The sequence below is a fragment of the Streptomyces sp. NPDC003023 genome (assembly GCF_042888225.1).
Classification (GTDB): domain Bacteria; phylum Actinomycetota; class Actinomycetes; order Streptomycetales; family Streptomycetaceae; genus Streptomyces.
This window is the reverse complement of sequence record NZ_JBIAPL010000010.1, coordinates 90,502-107,013: the sequence shown is the minus strand read 5'-3', so window position 1 is coordinate 107,013 and position 16,512 is coordinate 90,502. Positions and strand designations below refer to the sequence as shown.

The following is a 16,512-nucleotide window of genomic DNA, read 5'->3' as shown; positions in this document are numbered from 1 at the left end:
GGGAAGGGCAGCCGCTTCTTAACGGAGCCAGTGTGCTGCCGCACCGGGCCTGGCCAGCAAGGACTCTTCGCTGGCCATCTACGCACTGATGGCTCGGTCGCACTGGTATGCAATCGAGATCCCCAATCAGCACACCCTGAGCCCGCTTGTTGTGCTACCGCTGTGGTTTTGCCTCAGAGCAACGCAAGCTCCGGTCAGGAAATCCGGTTCGTTACGGAGACGTAGCAGCTACCATCACGGGCAAACACATTCGCCAAGGGGGCGTAGTTGGAAGAGCGCTTGGTGCCGGTCAACGCTCTCTTCGGCCTGTGCGGGCAGAATGACATCAATCCCGGCGTGCTGGCCCGAGCTGGGTTCAGAGTCGTGGGCCTTGAGATCACCGTCGCCTGCTCGACTGGTGGCAAAGTGGCGATCGATGTCGTCCTGTTCAACGAGGCCGCATCACATCTCATCTTCTGTGAATGTAAGTCCGGCAGCAATATTGAGAATGAGCAGGCTGAACGCTACGGAAAGATTGATCCGAGATCGGTTGTTACGGCAGCTGCCATCAATCTCAGTAACAGAGGACCTCTGACGTCGGAGGTCCTCTACGTATGCCGCGCGGATAAAACTGAACGCATCCTTCAGGGGCTGGATGGTATTTCTGCCAACTACCCATTGTTGACGGTAAACGGCTCTGGGATCACGTTAAAGCGGGCGGAGGATGCCTCGAAGTTTCTCCGGGACGCTTTTCCCGACGGCACGGTCAAGTTGCTGGCACCGCCGGCGCGAATTATCGACTTTGATCACGACTCGCCCGTTCAGGTCTTCGTTGACAAGGTGCGACCGTATCTCATCAGAGCTGCAGCCCGACGTATCGAGGAAGTTTCGATACCGCGTATCGCCGAAGACTTGTGCATCCACTATCGCAGATACCAACAAGCGGTCAGGCTGCAGATCGCCAAACGATTCCAAACGGCTGTGCGCCAGCTGAGTTCCGAAGATCCCGACACGTATCGTTATGAGCAAGTACCAGGCGGCGGCCCTGAAGGTGTGGTAAGGCTACTGCGTACCCCTGAAGAGTTCGACCACCGAGGCCGTACTGTCGCGTATCAGGCGCTGGCGCGGGTATCTAGGCGACGCAGCAAAAGATTAGTCGACCCCAACCAGCTCGACCTGCTCGCTGATGTCGAAGGGGCCTCTGAAGTGGGAGTTCTCTCCGTATCATCCGACGACGAAGAGGGCATGGAAGGAGAGGAGACGCTATGACCACGCGCGCAAACATGATCGATCGCTTGGGGTGTGACGCGGCCTCTCCCACCAGGACCATCGTGGTAGAGGCGCATGACCCAAGCGGATCCTCCTCGCCGGACGATATCATGGCGACACTTTTCGGTGCCTCTAACTTCGTCGAGACAGACGATGTCTATATCAAGCGGGCATTCGTTGATAACGGTGAAGTGTGGGTCGATCAACTTCAGGGTCGCTTCTGGTCTATTCATACCAAAATGCCTATGGGTGGGATCCTTCCTCTCCTCAAGGAAAAGATTGAAGACCGGCGGGAGTTGGACTGGCTCTGGCTCCCATCGAATCACTTGCAGAACCTATGGCCAAGTGCCAACTCGAATCGCGTCAAGACGAAATTCCAGGGACGCGACTTCCTTCCCGCGGACGACCCTGCGCAGAACATGAGTATCAACCTGGCAGGCGAAGGCGCCGAGCGACTTCTTGCTTATATCTCACAAAAGGATGAATACCGGTCCGCAGTATCCTTTGACAGCGTTCAAGTATCCGTTCGAGACTCTATGGGGAGGTTGGAAGAGGCAGTTCATCGCATGGGTCGATTTGCTGTCACGGGAGACTTTGAGTATCACCTTCAATTTGTGAACATCATTGTAGGGAGATATCGGAAGCTAGTTGAGCTGTGTGAACAATCTTCTTTGTCATGGGATCAGGCAAGCGATAGCCCTGATGGTGGGTTTGCGTACAGTGGGGGTCCGATCTCTATTCGATTCAGTCGAGAGATCCCGGATATGGAAAAGTTTGCTGCAAGTCTATTCGCGGCTAGGCAGCCATTCCGGTTGTGGGGCATTCCGAAATTCGAGGGCGACGTGATTTACGTCGACGCCGTTGACTTGCATGTTGGTCAGCAAATCCGAATGGAAATTGGTCGTCAGTGGATGCGTGTGCATCTGGAAGCTGGTGGGTGCGGAAACGCTATTGCTAGGCTATTGAGTAACCTCCAGCACCGTTTTGATAGCAGGCTAGAATTTGTCGACCCGTCATTGCAGAATGCGCTAGAGTTGCGAACTCCTATTAGCGCCTGAGGCTCTTTTGGGTAATCTGCAATATCTTTTGTCCGTGATTCTCGCAGGGTGCGGGGGAGTAAGCTGCCCAAGAATGCACCTGTTGCAGCTGTGGTCGGTCCTGGTCGGACGCCCTGGCCTGCCTTGCGGGCAGCAGTGCGCGGAAACCAGCCCTCCGATGACAAGCGTGTGTTGGCCTGCAGGAGAGTGCAGCAGCCGACCTCGTTGCCATGCACTCTTCCTCTGAGTGGAAGTGCCTTGTATTCCGGCTTGCAGAGAGGGAGGCTTTGACTACTGAACTTGATTGGCTGATGTCGGGTCGTTCGCCTGCCAGCGGCTGAGCCGAGTAGGCAGCTGTGGGGTGTGAGATACGCGCAGGGCGGGGGATTGACCGACGCCAGAAGAGCCGCGAGGGAAAGGATCCGGCTGGAGGCGGTCGGTCGCTTCGAGGGCGGCGCGAAGAACCGGGAGATTGCGGGCTGCGCTGCGGGTGAGCGAGCGGTCCGTGGAGCGCTGGCGCCGCCAGTGGCGGGAGCGAGGCGAGGAGGGTGTCCGGTTAAAAGGATCGCCAGATCGTCAAGCTGCAGCGAGAGTTGGTGCGCGGTCCGCTCGCCCATGGATGGGCTGACCAGCGGTGGACGCTGGCCCGGGTGAAGACGTTGATCGGGCGGTTGTTCCACGTCAGCTACACAGTGGAGGGGACATGGCGGTTGCTTAAGCGTCATGGCTGGTCCTGGCAGCAGCCGGCCCGCAGGGCGATCGAACGTGACGACGAAGCAGTGGAGTTGTGGAAAAATGAGGTGTGGCTGCAGGTAAAAGGACGGCGGCGGCCCGCGGAGCCTGGATCGTCTGCGAGGACGAGGCCAGCCAGTCGCTGAGGCCGCCACGCGCGAGTTCCTGGGGCCGCATCGGCCAGACGCCGGTCGTGCGCGTCTGGGGCCGCGGTTCCGGAAGGGAGTTCGATGGCGGGAATGGTCTGCTTCCGCCCCGGAGACCGCTCCCGGCTGATCTACAGCTTCCGCGTCCACCGGGGCCGCAAGGGCGAACCCAAGGGCTTCACCTGGCAGGACTACCGCGACCTCATCGTGCGGGCACAGAACCAGCTCAAAGGCCACATCGTCTGATCCGGGACACCTGCGTACCCATCTTATGCCGCAGATAAAGGACTTCATCGCCGCGAACGAGGACTGGCTGACCGTCTTCCACTTTCCGTCCTACGCACCTGACCTCAACCCGCAGGAAGGCATCTGGTCCCTGGTGAAACGGACCATCGGCAACCTCGCCGCAGCGAACCTCGACCAGCTCGCCGCCGCCGTGAAGCGCAGTCTCAAGCAGACCCAGTACCGACCGCACCTCATCGACGGCTGCCTCATAGGCACCGGCCTGACCCTGACCAGCTGACACGATCAGGCTGGCATCACACATTCAAGTTCAGTAGCTCGCCCCATCGCCGAACTCCGAGAGCACCACATCGGTTACACGAAGAAGGGTTACTCCCGCGCTCTCGTCCCTGGCTTGACGCCTTCTTCCGGCGGATCACCGCGCAGTTCCCCGTCGGCCAGGCGATCACGACGCTGATCATCACCCACCTGCTCCCGGAACGATCTGCGTTCTTGTGCGCCATGACCTCGGTGTTCACGATCGGCGCCGTCCTCCCCAAGCCCCGGGCGATCCACCAGCCGACCCTCGACACCGTCCGCCGCACCCTGCCGGTCCACGACCTGAGCCGGGAGCAAGATGACCTGTCTGCTGGCAGGAACTGCTCGATCAACACCCACTTATCGTCCGTGAGTTGCCTACGTGCCATCACAGAGATCTATCAGCCGGCGAACGATCGCCGGAAGGGGCATGCCACTCCTTGATCACGACTTCCGACAGGCCCTAGGGTGAGGGGATCGACTTGTGCAGCACGGCGCCCGGACAATCCACTATGCCCTTTTTCCGGTATCTGTCCGGGTTCCCTGACATGGCGGAGGGTGGAAGGGCACGGTGTACGAGAATCCTGCCGCCAAGCACGCCTGCGTGCTGCTGGACACGATCGGCAAGGAGCTTGATGATCAGTTCGAGGCCGCCCACAGCGGCCAGGACTGAGACACCCTGAACGACCGGCTGCCGCCGTGCGAGCTGGAATGTGGCGCTTTCCTGAGCGCGCGATCACGTGGCGAAGCGGAAGCACCCCTACGCTTGGAACCTGAAGGAGCTCGAGCCCGCCCGTCGCGCGTTGCCCGCCCACTATGGGCCCGTCGGCTGTTTCCCCAGTCCCACTTCCTCGTGCTCGTGCGCCACCCTGTGGCTGTCACGTCAAGCATGCTTCGGTGGATCGGCGACCGTACGTGGAAGGGCCTTGACCCCGGATGTTGAACACACGAGACACTGGATCCTGAGGATCTGAGAACGGACATCTCGTGGTCATGAAGAACTACCCGCCACAGTTCAAGGCGGACGCGGTCGCGCTGTACGAGTCGCGGCCGGAAGCGACGATCAGGTCGGTCGCAGCCGATCTGGGCATCAACCCGGAGACCCTGCGGAACTGGGTGAGGGCAGCCGGGGTGAGCCGTCCCCGGGGACGTCGGACGCAGGAACCCTCGCAGCCGCCGGCCCCGCTGGAGGCCGAGAACGCCGCGCTGCGGAAGAAGGTCCGCGAGCTGGAGGAGGAACGCGAGATCCTGCGCAAAGCGGCGAAGTATTTCGCCGGGGAGACGCGCTGGTGAACCGCTTCCAGTGTGTCGCCGACCTCCAGCGCCGTTACGGCGTGAAGCGGCTCTGCACCATCCTCGGCGTCAGCCGCTCGAGCTTCTACTACTGGCGCCGGACAGCTACGAACCGGGCCGCCCGGCAGGTGGCCGACGCGAAGCTGGCCGTCCGGATACGGGCGGTGCATCAGGAATCGGACGGCACCTACGGAGCGCCGAGGATCACCGCCGAGCTCCGCGAGGAGAACGGTGAGTCGGTCAACCACAAGCGGGTTGCCAGGATCATGCGGGCGTCGGGGATCGAAGGAGTCCGGTTGCGCCGCCGGCACCGCACCACCGTCCCCGACCCGGCCGCGGCCAGGGCCCCGGACCTGATCGGCCGCGACTTCACCGCCACGGCCCCCAACACGAAGTACGTCGGCGACATCACCTACCTGCCCATCGAGGGCGGGAAGTTCTGCTACCTGGCGACCGTCATCGACCTCGCCTCACGCCGTCTGGCCGGCTGGGCGATCGCCGACCACATGCGCGCGGACCTCGTCACCGACGCCCTGGCCGCGGCGACCCGCACCCGCGGCAGCCTCGCCGGATCGATCATGCACACCGACCACGGAGCTCAGTACACGAGCAGGATTTTCGCCGAAGCCTGCAGGTCAGCGGGGGTTCGGCGGAGCATGAGCGCGGTTGGGTCCAGCGCGGACAACGCACTCGCCGAGTCCTTCAACGCGACCTTCAAACGCGAGACCCTGCAAGGACGAAAGAGCTGGCCCAACGAGCGTGAGGCGCGACTCGACGCCTTCCGATGGCTGAACCGCTACAACACCCGACGCCGACACTCCCGCCTCGGACAACGATCACCGATCGCCTTCGAGAACACCTTCCACCGCACACCAACTACGCTGGCACAAGCCGCATAACCCGTGTTCAGGATTCGGGGTCAAGGCCCGAACCCGGAGACACGCGATGCGGCTCCCGAAGAAGTGGCCTGTTGGGAAAACGGTTGGCTGGCCGCTGCTCGAAGCGTCCGTCCCGGCTCGTACCTTGTTGTGGAGTATGAGGCCGTGCCGTGGAGCACACGTAAGACCTGGAAGACTTCCTGGATCTTCCGTTCCGGGCTGCTATCAGCAACATAACCGCGGACGCCCGCGCCGGAGCCCGCAGTGAAGCTGCCCGGCGCGGTGCCGCAGACCTGGAACGCGCTGCGCGAGGAGGCGCAGGGGGGCTCGTTGATCGAGCTTGCACATCACCCGGCAGGGGCTCACAGGTCTCAGCGTTTCCCCAGGAGCTCGACGAAGCATCACAATCTCTATCTATTGGGAGCAGGAGATGCATCACACCGAACATGAGGCCGCCCGCGGGAGAGCGAGCGCTCCGGACCGCAGGGACGCGCGCGTATCCGCTGCGGGTGGCGGTCGGGAAGAGACCGTCTGGGGGCTGTTCGAGGCCCGGGCGGCGCGTCAGGGGAGTCGGATCGCCGTCGTGGACGGGGCGGTCGACATCGACTACGAGCGGCTGTGGGCCCGGGCGGAGGTGATCGCCGGGGAGCTGGCGGCCCGGGGCGTTGCGCCGGGGGCGCTCGTCGGCGTGTGCCTCGGGCGGACGTGGGAGCTGGTCGCCACCCTGTTGGGCGTACTGCGGGCGGGCTGCGCCTATGTGCCGATGGATCCCGCCTACCCGGCCGAACGGGTGCGCTACTTGATCGAGCATTCCGGGGTGGCGTCGGTGGTCGTTGACGCCGGTACGGCGGCGCTGTGTTCGGCGGCTCCCGATCGCGTGCGCCTCGACGCGGTGCCGGACCGCCCGGCGGCATCGCCGGCGGCCTGTTCGGCCGGTGATCTCGCGTACGTCATCTACACCTCGGGGTCGACCGGGAAGCCCAAGGGTGTGGCGGTGGAGCATCGCAGCGTGGTGGCGATGGCCGCCTCGATGCGCCGGCTGTTGGGCGACGAGGACCTGGCGGGCGTTCTGGCCGCGGCCTCGGTCTGCTTCGACCCCTCGGTGATGGAGATTCTGGGGACGCTCGTCCTCGGCGGCACGGTCGTCCTTTCCGAGAACGTGCTCGCCCTGCGCGAGCTGGCCGCAGTGCACCGCGTGCGCACGGCCATCATGGTGCCGTCCGCGATGAAGGCGCTGCTCGCGGCCGGGCCGCTGCCCGGTGGGTTGCGGTGTGTGGTGCTGGGTGGTGAGGTCTTGTCCCGTTCTCTGGTGGAGGATCTGCACGCTGATCCTTGTGCGCCGCGGGTCGTGAATGTCTACGGCCCGACCGAGGCCACCGTGTTCGTCACCGCCGTCGAAGCGGGAAGCGGGCCGATCACCATCGGCGGCCCGGTCCTGGACGCGCGGGCGTATGTTCTGGACGAGTCTTTGCGGCCGGTTCCGGCGGGCACGGCTGGCGAGCTGGCTCTCGCAGGCGACCAGCTGGCCAGGGGGTACCTCCATGACGACAAGCGCACCCGGCAGAGCTTCCCGGCCCTCGCGCCGGGCGGCCCGGTCCCGGAGCAGCGGATCTATCGGACCGGCGACCTGTGCCGGTGGACGGAGACAGGGGAGCTCGAGTTCCTCGGCCGCGCCGACCGGCAGGTCAAGATCCGGGGCCATCGCATCGAACTCGACGAGATCGAGGCCGTGCTGGCCTCGATGCCCGAAGTGGACGAGGCCGCAGTCGTTGCCACCACAGGCGAAGGCAAGAACCTCCTGACGGCGTACGCGGTGAGCCGGCAGGAGTCGGTGACAGCATCGACCGTGCGCGCCCAGCTGGCCGACCGCCTGCCGAAGTACATGATCCCGCACCACGTCATGCTGCCGGCCGAGCTGCCGAAACTGCCCAACGGCAAGATCGACCGGCTTCGGCTCCCCGCCGCCGCGCACCACGGCGACGAGGCGGCTCCCGAAGGGAAGGCGTGCGGCGACGGCCCGGCCGCCTCGCGGACCGCCGGTCCGCTGCCCTCGCCGCACGAGCAGCGGCGCTCGGTACTGCTCGCCATGGTGATGGAGGAGGCGGCGCTGCTCCTCGGCGCCCCCGGCCCCGAGGCGGTCCGGCAGGACGAGCCGCTGGCCGCGCTGGGGGTCGATTCGCTGGACATCGCGGAGCTCACGGTGCGCCTGTCGCGGAGGCTGGCCACTGACCTGCCTTCATCCACCTTGGTGGAGCACATGACTTCCAAGGAGGCCGCCGACGGGCTGCTGGCGGTGCTGGGCCGTGCTTCCGGCGGCGGCGAGGTGCGCGGGCGCCCACAGGGCGTCGGGGCCGCGGATCGGCTCGATGTGTTCCAGGAGCAGCTCCGGTCCGGGTACCCGCCGGCCTTCGCCGCCAAGGTGCCGGCCTGGTCGGCGACCGACCGGGGCGCACTCGTACAGCATTTCCGGGGTCTCCTGGCGCGCTCGGGGACGGACCCGTACGGAAAGGTCGTCCGCACCGGAAGCGCCGAGCGGGGTCTCGTCGCCGACCCGGCTACGGGCGAGGAGCACGAGGCGCTCATCTGGACCACCAACCTCTACCTCGGACTCAACCGCGACGAGGAGGTCATCGAGGAGGCGCGCAGGGCGCTGAGCCGGTTCGGTACCGGGATGGGGATATCAGCGGCCGGCTCCGGACAGACCGGCCTCCACACGGACTTCGAGCGAGAATTCGCCGAGATGGTGGGCAAGCCGGCCGCCTGCCTGTTCCCGACCGGGTTCACCGCGAGCCTCGGAGTCGTCGCCGGGATCGTATGCGATCAGGACGTTGTGGTCATGGACCAGCTCTGCCACGCCTCCCTGGTGGACGGGGCCCGCCTGAGCGGCGCGAGTGTGCGGACCTTCCGGCACAACGACGAGGCCGACCTGCGGGCGGTCCTCAAAGCGGAGTCCTCGCCCTACCGTACGACGCTGGTGGTGCTCGAGAGCGTGTACAGCATGGGCGAGGGAGTGGCGCCGCTGCGGGAGATCGTGTCCGCCGCGAAGGAGTACGGCGCGCTCGTTCTAGTGGACGAGGCCCACTCGTTCGGGCTCTACGGAGCGCGGGGTGCGGGGCTGTGCGCCGCGGAAGGCGTCACCGAGCAAGTCGACTTCGTCCTCACGACCCTGAGCAAGGCTCTCGGAAGCATCGGCGGTGTGGTCGCCGCCCGGGAGGAGCACATTGCCCTGCTGAGGGTGTCGGCGAGGTCGTATGTCTTCCAGGCAAACATCTCACCTGCCGACGTGGCGGCGGCTCTTGCCGCCCTGCGCAGGGTCGCTGCGGGCGACGCGCTGCGGGCGAGGCTGTGGGATACCGCGTACTACATGCGGAAGCGCTTCTCGGACGCCGGCTACGAACTCGGCACCGGGGGCGGGCTTATCGTCACCCCCTTCTTCTCCGACGGCGCGAAGCTGCACGGGATAGCCCGAGGGCTTTTCCGGCGGGGTGTCCATGCCGCTGCCGTGACCTACCCGATTGTCGAGCGCGGGCGAGGCCGCCTGAGGTTCATCTGCTCGGCGTCCCATACTCGAGCGGACGTCGACGAGACGCTCCAGGCCCTGACCGACGCCGAGGCAGAAGCCGCGACAGTGCCCCCGTCGCACGGTGACATGGAGCTGCGACAGGGGAGGGACGAGGAGTCCACACGATTCGATGTGGCGAGCTGGGCTGACGCGTTCACAACCTACCTGGAATCCGTTTTGGCCGAGCTTCCCGCACCGGCACCACATCTCGTGGTCACGATCGTACTGCCAGGGGAGGAAGAGGATCTTGTAGTCCGGATCAACGAACATGAGGTCACCCGAGAACCCGACAGCACCGCCTCAACGCCTGCCTGTTCGCTTCGCCTGGTCGACGATGAGGCAACAGCCGCACTGTGCTCACGGAACGTGGAGAGCCTGCTAGAGAGCGTGATCGCGAGCACCTGCGTGCTCACCGGCCATACACAGCCATTCGTCTGGCTCATCGGACGACTCAGCGACTGGCAGAGTTCAACGAGTGGTGAGCTTGTTCCGCTTTGACGGACACCATTGGTGTGGTGGTCAGGCTGTGAGTGCGGTCTCGTACTCGGCGGGGCTGAGGTAGCCGGGCCAGTTGGAGGTGCCGAGCAGTTCGCGTTTGATGGTCGAGAAGAACGACTCGGCGAGCGCGTTGTCCCAGCACTGGCCGGTGTGGCCGACCGATAGTCTGATCCCGAACTGGGCTGCTGGGGAAGCGAATTGCTGGCTGGTGTATTGACAGCCGCGATCCGAATGGAAGATCACGGGGTGGGTGGGGCGACGCTGCCGGCAGGCGGCTGTCAGCGACTCAGCCACCAGCTCGGTCCGCAGGTGACCTGCGGTTGCCCAGCCGACTACGCGCCGGGAGGCGATGTCGATGACCGTGGCCGATAGAGCCAGCCCTCCTCCGTCGGGACGTAGGTGATGTCGCCGCACCAGCGGGCATCGAGCTCGGCGCGGTCTGGCTGGAAGTCCCGGACGATGAGGTCGGGACGGAAGGCAGCCCTGGGATCGGGGATCGTGGTCACGTGCCGTCGTCTGCAGTGCCGGCCCTGCAGCCCGGCGGCCCGCATCAGTCGTGCGATACGACGACGGCCACACCCGGCACCCTCGCGCTTGAGCACGGCATGCACACGCGGGGATCCGTAGGTTCCGCGGGACTTCGCATGGGCCTCGAGAATCTGCTCGGTCAGCTCGGCATCCCGCAACGCGCGGGGTCCGGGCAGGCCGGAGCGACGGGCATAGAAAGCGGTCCGGGAGACCTTCATCAGCTCACACGCCCGTTTGACGCTGTGACCTGCGCGCTTCTCCGCCTCGATGAACGGGTGCACCGTCACCGGGTCTCCTTCGCGAAGAAAGCTGTGGCCCGCTTGAGGACGTCGACATCCTCACGCCGCCAGCGGTTCTCCCGCCTCAACGCGGCCAGTTCCTCGCGCTCGCTCCTGGTCAGCCCGTTGCGCTCGCCCGCGTCGACCTAGGCTTGCTTCACCCAGTCCCGCACCGCAGTCTCGGTCAGTTCGAAGTCTCTGGCGACCTGTCCGACCGAGCGGTCACCTCGTCGGCACAGACCCACGATCTCGGCCTTGAACTCCGGTGTGAACGAACGACGAGGGCGGCGATTTTTCCTTTTGCCATGCTCTCCTGTCGGCGTACTCGCCTATGTGCAGAGCCGCGTACGGATGAACGTGCAGAGCAAGGAGACCTGTGAAGCGCGGGCGTCGTGGTTCGAGATGATGGAGCAGTGTCTCTTCGCTATTTCAATCAGACTGGCTGGACCGCGATCTTCAATGGCACCGACACCGAGGTCGGCCGCATGGTGCGTGTGGAGGGCTGGGACCAGGCGACCGGGACGGCCCTGGTCGTCGATCCCAAGCGTGGTGCCCTGCGTGCGGTGACGGACTACGAGGACTTCTCCCACTTGGAGCGAGCCGACCAGGTCGTGGCCGCGGTGCCTGGCGGAGGGTGGCGGGTGCACTGGAAGGACGAGGGCCCGGGTGGAACGCCGCTGACGGAACAGGTGCTGGCCTGGCTCATCACGTCGCAGGGGCGTGCGACGGCCATCACGGTCGATGCCCAGGGGCATGTCGAGGATGCCGATGGCGCCGACGCCTTCATCCCGCCGGGCCAGGATTTGGGGTCCTGATCGCAGCTGGTCAGGCCACGTCGTTCTCTCGCTCGATGGCCTGGAGGCGGTTCTTCAGCCGGTAGCTGGGGCCGTTGATGGAGATCACTTCGCAGTGGTGGAGGAGCCGGTCGAGGATCGCGGTGGCCAGGACCTCGTCGCCGAACACTTGGCCCCATTCGCTGAAGGTCTTGTTCGAGGTCAGGATGATCGAGCCCTTCTCGTAGCGCTTGGAGATGACCTGGAAGACCAGGTTCGCTTCCGCTCGTTCGAGGGGCTGGTAGCCGACCTCGTCGACCACGAGGACGCCGGGCCGCAGGTAGGTGCCGAGCTTGTTCGTCAGGCGCCCGGTGGTCTCGGCGGCTTTGAGGTTGCGGACCATGTCGTCGAGGCTGGTGAAGTAGATCGAGTAGCCGGCCCGGCAGGCCGCGACCGCCAGGGCGACGGCGATGTGCGTCTTGCCGACCCCGGGCGGCCCGAGCAGGGCGGCGTTCGCCTTGCCCTCGACGAAGGAGAGGGTGGCGAGGTCCTTGACCTTCCGTGGATCGAGCTCGGGCTGGAAGGAGAAGTCGTACTCGTCGAGCGTCTTGTGGTGCGGCAGCTTCGAGAGCCGCAGGCCCTGGCGGAAGCGGCGGTCGTCGCGGACAGCCAGTTCCTCGGACAGGACCAGGTCGAGGAAGTCGAGGTAGCCCATCTTCCCCTCGTCGGCCCGACGGGTGTACTCCCTGATGGTTTCGGCGAGGTGGGGCAGGCCGAGCTTGCCGGCCGTGTTGCGGATGCGGGTGGAGACCAGCTCGCTCAAGACGTTTCCCTCGTGCTCGGGTGGGTGGTGAAGGGGCGGGTGCCGGTCAGCTCGTCATAGACCGACAGCGGACGGCGTCCGACCTCGATATGGGTGGCCGCGGCCCGGTTCAGCAGAGCCCGCAAAGGCCCTGATTCCTCGCCCCGAGGACGCTCACGACGGGGCTGCGGCAGGACATCGCCGGTGGTGCTCCGGCGTCCCTTGCCCGTGGGCAGGCCGTCCCAGTGGGCTTCCTCGACGACGCGGTCCCCGCGGCCGATCGCCCGAGGATGGGTAGCCAGCAGCGTCTCGCCGCTGGAGTCGGCCATGGTGGAATGCAGCATGATCTGCGACTTCGTGGCCCGGATCTCCACCAGCTGCCGGGGGCGGACCCTGCGGGCCGGCACCGAGTAGAGGTTGCCGCCGAAGGCGACCAGGCAGTCCTTGCCGACCGGCCGCAGATGCCGCTCGGCCACCAGATACGGGGTCGGCGGCAGAGGCCGGAGAGCCACGTGATCACGTGCCGCCCGCTCCCCGATGATCTGCTGGTGAGTCCTGTGGGCCTGGGCCCGTCGCTGCGGGACCCAGGTGATGAAGGCGGCGTCCATCTCCTCGACGGAGGAGAACGACCGGCCGGACAGGACGTGGTCGCGGACGATCAGAACCTGGCGCTCGACACGCCCCTTGCCTGTGGGCCGGTAGGCGGCCAGGACGTCGATGTCGAAGTCGTAGTGGCCGGAGAACCCGACCGCTTCCGGGTGCAGCGGAACCGCCTCGCCCGGGGCGACGTGGCGGCGGACGACGGTCTTCGTGCGGTCGTAGACGATCGTCATCGGCACCCCGCCGAAGTGCGCGAACGCGCGGCGGTGGCAGTCGAAGAACGTCTGCAGGTCCTGGCTGGTGGTGAAGCAGCAGAACGGGTCGCGCGAGTACGACAGCGTCATGTGGAAGGAGTAGACCTTCGGGATTCCCATGTGGGCGAGGATCTTGCCCTCGTCGCCCCAGTCCACCTGGGCCTGGGCGCCGGGGATCACCTCGAAACGGCGGTGCATGCCCGCCAGCTCATTGGGCGTGATACCGAGTTCCTCGGCGATCCGGGGCCGGGCTTCCTGGACGTAGAGCTTGGTCCGCTGGTAGTTGCCGGTGAACCCGTACTCCGCCGCAAGGCGCTCGTGGATCACTGCGGCCTTCATCAGGATCTCGGCCCTCAGCATCGAGTCGACCAGCGGAGCGAACTCGTCGATCACCCTCGCCTTCGACCGACCGTTCGGCGACCGGCGCGGAGGTGCGGCGGGTCCGTCGGCTGCCAGCTATTTGCTGACCGTCCGCCAGTTCAGGCCCGTTTCCTTGGCGACCTCGGTCAGGCTCATCGCTCCGGACTCGACCAGACCACGAAAACGCCGTAGTTCCAGCCAGCGCTGCGGATCCAGGACCACGGCCACCCCATCTCTGCGACCTCGACCAACAGGCAGCAGAGTGCCGAATCCTCAACCTCAGCACATCAGGAACCCTGCACGTTCATCCGTACGCGGTCCTGCACGTTCACGTGTACGCCGACATCTCCATGATGGACATCCTTCCGGGGCAGAACCTCCGATCTCGAATGTCCGTCAAAGCGGATCAAGCCCAGTGTTGAGGTAGGCACCTTCGCCGTATACGGTCACGCGCCGGCAGATGCCGCCCAGTCCGAAGTCCCGCCACGCTTTGGCATCCGGGGTGTTGCCGGGCACCGGACCGGTCGTCACCATCACCAACTTGGTTGGTAGCACGCTTTAAGGTCTCAGGGGCACCCGGCCGAGGTCCAGCTTCGGTTGCCCAACTTCCCGTCCGCAGTGGTTCTGCTGGACGCTACTGCGGGCCGAGCGTGCCTACGATGGCTCCATGCCTGGCCGCGATAGATCTCCAACAGCAACCAATGCGCATCACCGAACCCCTGGCCCGCGTGAGCTCGCCGCGGCCGCAGCGGTCTTCTCGATGCTGGCCGATCCCACACGGCTTCACCTTGTTTGGTTGCTGACACGCGGGGAGTCCGATGTGACTGCCCTGACCGAAGCCTGCGGGGCCGCTCGACCCGCGGTGAGCCAGCACTTGGCCAAGCTGCGCCTGGGTGGACTGGTGCAGTCGCATAAGGAGGGGCGGCACGTGGTGTATGCACTCACCGACGGACATCTGCGCCGTTTGGTCGTCGAAGCGGTCAGCCATGCGGACCATCAGGTCACAGGAGAGCCCTGGCACGACTGAGAGCTCATCTCTCCCGGCTGGGGATGCCCCTATCAAAAGCGTGCACATGTGCGCACTTATGCATTAGCATGAAGGCTGACTCTTTGCCGCCGACCCAGGGCAGGGTTGCATGCTTTCTGTGCTGCGCAACCGCACATACCGGCATCTGTTCACCGCCCAGGTCATTGCACTGGCGGGGACCGGGCTGGCCACCGTGGCCCTCAGCTTGCTTGCCTACGACATCGCCGGGACCAATGCCTCTGCGGTCATGGGAACCGCTCTGGCGATCAAGATGGTCGCCTACGTGGGAATCGCACCCGTCGTCAGCGCTTTCGCCGACCGGATACCGCGCCGCACCTTGCTGGTGACGATGGACCTTGTCCGCGCCGGAGTGGCCCTGCTACTGCCCTTCGTCACTCAGGTGTGGCAGGTCTACGTACTGATCTTCCTGCTCCAGTCTGCCTCGGCGGCGTTCACCCCTGTCTTCCAGGCGACAATCCCGCAAGTGCTGCCGAAGGAGCGGGAGTACACGCAGGCACTTTCGCTGTCGCGCCTGGCTTACGACATGGAAAGCCTGTTCAGCCCGGCCCTCGCTGCAGGGCTGCTCTCCGTGATCACGTACAACTGGCTATTTATTGGCACCACCGTGGGCTTTCTGGCTTCCGGTGCTCTGGTGGTTTCGGTGCTCCTGCCGAAGCCAATGCCGGTCGAACGGGAAGGCAACGTCTACCGGAAGGCCGCCTTCGGAACCCGGCTGTTCCTTGCCACGCCCAGGCTGCGCGCGCTGCTCGCCCTGGACCTGGCGGTGGCGGCGGGCGGTGCGATGGTCGTGGTGAACACGGTGGTGCTGGTCCGCGATAATCTCGGCCGGTCGGCGGGTGACGTGTCGCTGGCACTCACGGCATACGGAGCCGGGTCCATGGTCGCGGCGATTCTGCTGCCGCGGTTGCTTGGCCGGGTCGCAGACCGGACGGTGATGCTACCCGCCGCCTTCCTCCTCGCCGGAGTCCTGACGGTGCTTTGCGTGCCCGGTGCAGCAGAGCCGGGCAGCTGGACTTGGCCGGCCCTGCTTACCTCCTGGCTTCTCCTGGGCGCCGCAACGTCGGTGATACTCACTTCTTCTGGGCGCCTGCTGCGCCGCTCCGCCGCCCCGGCGGACTTGCCCGCTGCATTCGCCGCTCAGTTCTCCCTGTCCCACAGCTGTTGGCTGTTGACCTACCCCCTTGCGGGATGGGTGGCGTCTGCGGCCGGGATGCCCGTGACCGCGGTCGTTCTGGCGCTGATTGCCACTGGTGCCGCTGTGGCCGCAGTGGGTATCTGGCCGCGCACGGACCCCGATCATCTCGACCACTTGCACTGTGAACTGCCTGCGGACCACCCACACGTGCAGGACGCGGTCGCGACCGCTTCGGGGTGGCGCCACGGACACGACTTCCACATCGACTCGCTGCACGCGCAGTGGCCTTCGCTGCAGCGGACATCGACGTCCGCGTAACGCGGCACCCTCCGGTCAGGCTGAGCGAGGCGCTCATTCAGGAGCACGGAACCCCGTCTGCCCTCGTCCTGCAATGGTGTTGCCCCGCTGCCGGTGCTGGGAGATGAGTATCCGGCGTCGAAGCGCATGTAGTCGGGTACCTTCATGTTCTGCCTGAACCAGCCTCGGCAAGATCGGCGTCGGAGGACTCGGATTGGCAGGCGTTCCGCGGCGTCATCTCGTCATGCGGCTCGCGAAGGCTGTGCTCTCTTCGTCTACGACCTCGCCACGGGAGACTTTCAGCTCCAGGTCGTGGTCGCAAGCCGCAGCCAGGCGAGTGGCGTACCTGTCGATCCGTCCGCGCAGTCTCCGACTTGAGCTTCCCTCCGAGGAGGGCGTCCTGACGATCCAATGGATGCGCAGCGTCAGGCTTCGCGCCTCCGCCCCACCGAGCAGGGCATTGAGGGGCGGGCTGTGGCGATACTCGGCCTCGGCGACCGCGC

The 16,512-nt window shown here is 65.4% G+C and carries 14 protein-coding genes and 2 pseudogenes; 10 read left to right on the top strand and 6 right to left on the bottom strand.

The window, feature by feature from the left end:
* Nucleotides 1-267 precede the first annotated feature (267 nt).
* From ACFYV1_RS27800 to ACFYV1_RS27770, 7 genes and pseudogenes are all read left to right on the top strand, one after another.
* Nucleotides 268-1,248, top strand: a complete 981-nt coding sequence (locus ACFYV1_RS27800) for a hypothetical protein (protein ID WP_389398330.1) — start codon at nt 268-270, stop codon at nt 1,246-1,248.
* Nucleotides 1,245-2,306 carry a hypothetical protein gene (locus tag ACFYV1_RS27795; protein ID WP_389398329.1) on the top strand — a complete coding sequence of 354 codons (1,062 nt, stop codon included), beginning with the start codon at nt 1,245-1,247 and terminating at the stop codon, nt 2,304-2,306. The genes ACFYV1_RS27800 and ACFYV1_RS27795 overlap by 4 nt, the downstream gene beginning before the upstream one ends.
* 342 nt (nt 2,307-2,648) lie before the next feature.
* Nucleotides 2,649-3,163, top strand: a pseudogene (locus tag ACFYV1_RS27790) (winged helix-turn-helix domain-containing protein).
* An 84-nt stretch (nt 3,164-3,247) separates the two neighbouring features.
* Nucleotides 3,248-3,409, top strand: a complete 162-nt coding sequence (locus tag ACFYV1_RS27785; RefSeq protein ID WP_389398328.1) for a hypothetical protein — start codon at nt 3,248-3,250, stop codon at nt 3,407-3,409.
* Between the two features lie 25 nt (nt 3,410-3,434).
* Nucleotides 3,435-3,686 (top strand): transposase, encoded by a 252-nt coding sequence (locus ACFYV1_RS27780; protein WP_389398327.1) that lies wholly within the window; start codon nt 3,435-3,437, stop codon nt 3,684-3,686.
* A 1,004-nt stretch (nt 3,687-4,690) separates the two neighbouring features.
* Nucleotides 4,691-5,895, top strand: a protein-coding gene (locus ACFYV1_RS27775; protein WP_389398326.1) for an IS3 family transposase whose coding sequence is annotated in 2 segments (ribosomal slippage) — nt 4,691-4,982 and nt 4,982-5,895 — 1,206 coding nt in all. Because the reading frame shifts where the segments join, the coding sequence is not laid out codon by codon here.
* Between the two features lie 409 nt (nt 5,896-6,304).
* Nucleotides 6,305-9,934, top strand: a complete 3,630-nt coding sequence (locus ACFYV1_RS27770) for an amino acid adenylation domain-containing protein (protein ID WP_389398325.1) — start codon at nt 6,305-6,307, stop codon at nt 9,932-9,934.
* 21 nt (nt 9,935-9,955) lie between these two features.
* Here ACFYV1_RS27770 and ACFYV1_RS27765 read toward each other — a convergent pair whose 3' ends face one another.
* The 3 genes and pseudogenes from ACFYV1_RS27765 to ACFYV1_RS27755 form a co-directional block, all read right to left on the bottom strand.
* Nucleotides 9,956-10,348 carry a transposase gene (locus tag ACFYV1_RS27765; RefSeq protein ID WP_389398324.1) on the bottom strand — a complete coding sequence of 131 codons (393 nt, stop codon included), beginning with the start codon at nt 10,346-10,348 and terminating at the stop codon, nt 9,956-9,958.
* On the bottom strand, nt 10,267-10,749 hold the full coding sequence (locus ACFYV1_RS27760; RefSeq protein ID WP_389398323.1) for an IS3 family transposase: 483 nt from the start codon (nt 10,747-10,749) through the stop codon (nt 10,267-10,269). Before ACFYV1_RS27760 ends, ACFYV1_RS27765 begins: the two co-directional genes overlap by 82 nt.
* Before the next feature lie 137 nt (nt 10,750-10,886).
* Nucleotides 10,887-11,018, bottom strand: a pseudogene (locus tag ACFYV1_RS27755) (transposase); the annotation flags it as partial.
* A 135-nt stretch (nt 11,019-11,153) separates the two neighbouring features.
* On the opposite strand from ACFYV1_RS27755, the gene ACFYV1_RS27750 reads away from it, so the two are divergent.
* Nucleotides 11,154-11,555 (top strand): hypothetical protein, encoded by a 402-nt coding sequence (locus ACFYV1_RS27750; RefSeq protein ID WP_030792961.1) that lies wholly within the window; start codon nt 11,154-11,156, stop codon nt 11,553-11,555.
* Between the two features lie 10 nt (nt 11,556-11,565).
* Here ACFYV1_RS27750 and istB read toward each other — a convergent pair whose 3' ends face one another.
* From istB to ACFYV1_RS27735, 3 genes are read right to left on the bottom strand one after another with little or no spacing between them, the layout of a single operon-like run.
* Nucleotides 11,566-12,336, bottom strand: a complete 771-nt coding sequence (gene istB / locus ACFYV1_RS27745) for an IS21-like element helper ATPase IstB (protein WP_189528144.1) — start codon at nt 12,334-12,336, stop codon at nt 11,566-11,568.
* Nucleotides 12,333-13,625, bottom strand: a complete 1,293-nt coding sequence (gene istA, locus ACFYV1_RS27740) for an IS21 family transposase (RefSeq protein ID WP_389398480.1) — start codon at nt 13,623-13,625, stop codon at nt 12,333-12,335. The genes istB and istA overlap by 4 nt, the downstream gene beginning before the upstream one ends.
* Entirely contained in the window at nt 13,626-13,757 is a 132-nt protein-coding gene (locus ACFYV1_RS27735) for a hypothetical protein (RefSeq protein ID WP_389398322.1), read from the bottom strand. It abuts the gene before it with no gap.
* Nucleotides 13,758-14,196: 439 nt separating this feature from the next.
* On the opposite strand from ACFYV1_RS27735, the gene ACFYV1_RS27730 reads away from it, so the two are divergent.
* Together ACFYV1_RS27730 and ACFYV1_RS27725 are read left to right on the top strand one after the other, a co-directional pair.
* Nucleotides 14,197-14,556, top strand: a complete 360-nt coding sequence (locus tag ACFYV1_RS27730) for an ArsR/SmtB family transcription factor (protein WP_389398321.1) — start codon at nt 14,197-14,199, stop codon at nt 14,554-14,556.
* 109 nt (nt 14,557-14,665) lie between these two features.
* Entirely contained in the window at nt 14,666-16,030 is a 1,365-nt protein-coding gene (locus tag ACFYV1_RS27725; protein ID WP_389398320.1) for an MFS transporter, read from the top strand.
* The last annotated feature ends 482 nt before the right edge of the window (nt 16,031-16,512 follow it).